Source organism: Propionivibrio sp. (assembly GCF_049316945.1).
Lineage (GTDB): Bacteria > Pseudomonadota > Gammaproteobacteria > Burkholderiales > Rhodocyclaceae > Propionivibrio.
In genome coordinates, this window is record NZ_JBMOJE010000322.1 from 1 (window position 1) to 2,356 (window position 2,356).

Annotated in this window: 3 protein-coding genes and 1 pseudogene; 1 reads left to right on the forward strand and 3 read right to left on the reverse strand. The window is 55.5% G+C overall.

The window, feature by feature from the left end; genetic code table 11:
* On the forward strand, nt 1-281 hold a 281-nt coding region (locus ACOYNV_RS27575), incomplete at its 5' end, for a hypothetical protein (RefSeq protein WP_422903022.1).
* Here ACOYNV_RS27575 and ACOYNV_RS27580 read toward each other — a convergent pair.
* The 3 genes and pseudogenes from ACOYNV_RS27580 to ACOYNV_RS27590 all read right to left on the reverse strand — a co-directional run.
* Entirely contained in the window at nt 282-629 is a 348-nt protein-coding gene (locus tag ACOYNV_RS27580; protein ID WP_422903023.1) for a DNA methyltransferase, read from the reverse strand.
* Nucleotides 592-1,026, reverse strand: a complete 435-nt coding sequence (locus ACOYNV_RS27585; RefSeq protein WP_422903024.1) for an HNH endonuclease signature motif containing protein — start codon at nt 1,024-1,026, stop codon at nt 592-594. The genes ACOYNV_RS27580 and ACOYNV_RS27585 overlap by 38 nt, the downstream gene beginning before the upstream one ends.
* Before the next feature lie 1,076 nt (nt 1,027-2,102).
* A pseudogene (locus ACOYNV_RS27590) lies at nt 2,103-2,321 on the reverse strand (ParB/Srx family N-terminal domain-containing protein); the annotation flags it as partial.
* Nucleotides 2,322-2,356 lie beyond the last annotated feature (35 nt).

Sequence of the window (2,356 nt, forward strand, 5' to 3'; positions counted from 1 at the left end):
GGGCGATCGCACTGCCTGCCATTGCAATGGTCACTGGCACTGAACTCGACGCCGCACGCGCCTTCCTGGACAGCCGCCACGGGCGCCACTTTGCTGACGAGGTTCGAAACCATCTGCTCAAGGGCAAGACCCTGGCCGATGCGATCAATGCTGCGATCACGCAATGGATGACCTGGCGCACCAATCGCATGACCAACAAGAACTACGGCATCCCAAGTGGTCTGCCTTACCTGACTGGCTTTGTGATTCATTGCGGCATCATCGAAGAGACGGCAGAGTGATCACTCCGAAGGTTCAGCCAATCTCGCGCCGACAACATCGCCAGCCAGATCATCAAACGCAACGCCATCAGATTCGCGGGTGGCAAGTTTGCCAGTCCAGTCTTGCCAGCGCCGAACAATAACGTCAACGTACTTCGGGTCGAGTTCCATCAGGAACGCTTTGCGACCTGACTTTTCTGCGGCGATCAGCGTTGTGCCGGAACCGCCAAAGGAGTCCAGGACCGAGTTGCCCGGTTTGCTTGAGTTGCGAATGGCACGCTCCACCAGTTCGACGGGCTTCATGGTGTTATGTGACATGCCGATGCGCGTTTCAAACGTTGGGCTGCCCTGGACCGACAGGTTCCACACTGGCCCCGAGTAGTCTATTTTCTTGACGCTGCTTACGCTTCGCAGAACGAAGCTGTACGACTTTCTTGGTGTGGCAAGGTCGGCAGCCCCATCCGTAGGGCCATCCTTGAGCGGTGAAATACCAATGCTTGTCAGTGACTGGTTTGACGCATCCACAAGCACCGCAGGGCTTGAACCAAACACCATCTCGGAGTTCACAACCGGAGTGAATCCGCTTGTGCTCAATGTGGGAGACAAGTTGGAGGTTTGAAACGTGATTGTTTTTCTTATCGTGGTCGATGTGATGGATACAGTGTCCGTCAGGGATGGCGCCGAAGTTTCTCTCCCATACGACATCGTGTTCCATTCGCTGCCGATTTCCGTACCAGTTTCTGATGTAACCCTTTGGGGTCTGCATATTGAATCCTCCAGTACAGCCGAGGCGATCTCATCGCCAACAACGATTTGAGACGCTTCAATCCATGCCAGTTGGCCGTCTCGTTTAACGAGAAATGGGTGGTTACCGGTGGCGTCGACTGCAATCTCAACGTCTGAAACAGCAATCCTAAAAACAGGTTTTTCAATAAAGTGCGAGGACACCAATTTGACGGGGCGAAATACACCATCTGCCGCCAGCACACGATTTCCATCGACCAATGATTCAATGACTCGCCAGCCTTTATCAGTCAACACTTCCGAGCCCGGGCATAAGCAAGGATGCAAATCGTTCTTGTGCGGTTTCTTGATTTGCCAGACATCGCTCTGATCGCGGTCGCCGCACCAGTGGTGCTTGCCGCCCTCGGACCAGCCGTACAGAATGGGCTCGTACTGGCGCTGGTAATCCGAGCGCCCCATGGTGAAGGTGTTCTTGGCCCAGATGATGAAGGTTGACCATTTACCGCCGGCAGCGCGAAACGCTGCTTGCAGCACATCAAGCTCGCTCGATGACATGGCCACGTAAACGGCACCCGTGCAATTGGCCATGATGGGCGTGAGTGCAGCCAACAAGAAATCATAAAAGCCGTCGCCCAGGTTGTCGTTGAGGATGGCGCGGTCCTTGCCGCGCATCTTGTCCTTGGCGCTATTTGCATAATTGACGTTGTAGGGTGGGTCCGTAACGGTCATGTCTACCTTTTGCCCCTGCAGCAATTGCTCATAGCACCGTGCATCGGTAGCGTCCCCACACAACACACGGTGGCCATCAAGCAGCCAAACGTCGCCAGGGCGCGAGATCACGGCCTCCTGCGACTCGGGTACTTCGTCGTCACCCGTTTGGCCTGTATCGCCGCCTTCCTCGCCCTCGAACAAATCGGCGAGCGCGTCGGTATCAAAGCCGGTGAGTGACAGATCGAAATCATCATCGCGCAGCGCATCGAGTTCAACACGCAGCATCGCATCGTCCCAGCCTGCGTTTTCTGCAATTCTGTTGTCCGCGATTACCAGGGCCCGGCGTTGGGTTGGGCTCAGGTGATCCAAGACCACTACCGGAACCAATTCGAGTCCAAGTTTCTGCGAGGCAGCCCACCTTCCGTGTCCGGCTACGATGACGCCGTCGCTGCCGGCAAGAATTGGATTTGAGAATCCAAATTCCACAATCGAAGCCGCGATTTGGGCAATCTGCTCAGCCGAGTGGGTGCGTGCATTGCGTGAATATGGCAGCAGCTTGGTCGTCGGCCATTGCTCAATTTTGTTGGCCAGCCAGGATACGGTCATGGATTTACCTCTTCGGATTGACTGGACTGCGTTGC

Bases quoted from the DNA above. Each gene is read 5' to 3' on its own strand.
- ACOYNV_RS27585 (WP_422903024.1), bottom strand. From the start codon at position 1,026: ATGCAGACCCCAAAGGGTTACATCAGAAACTGGTACGGAAATCGGCAG.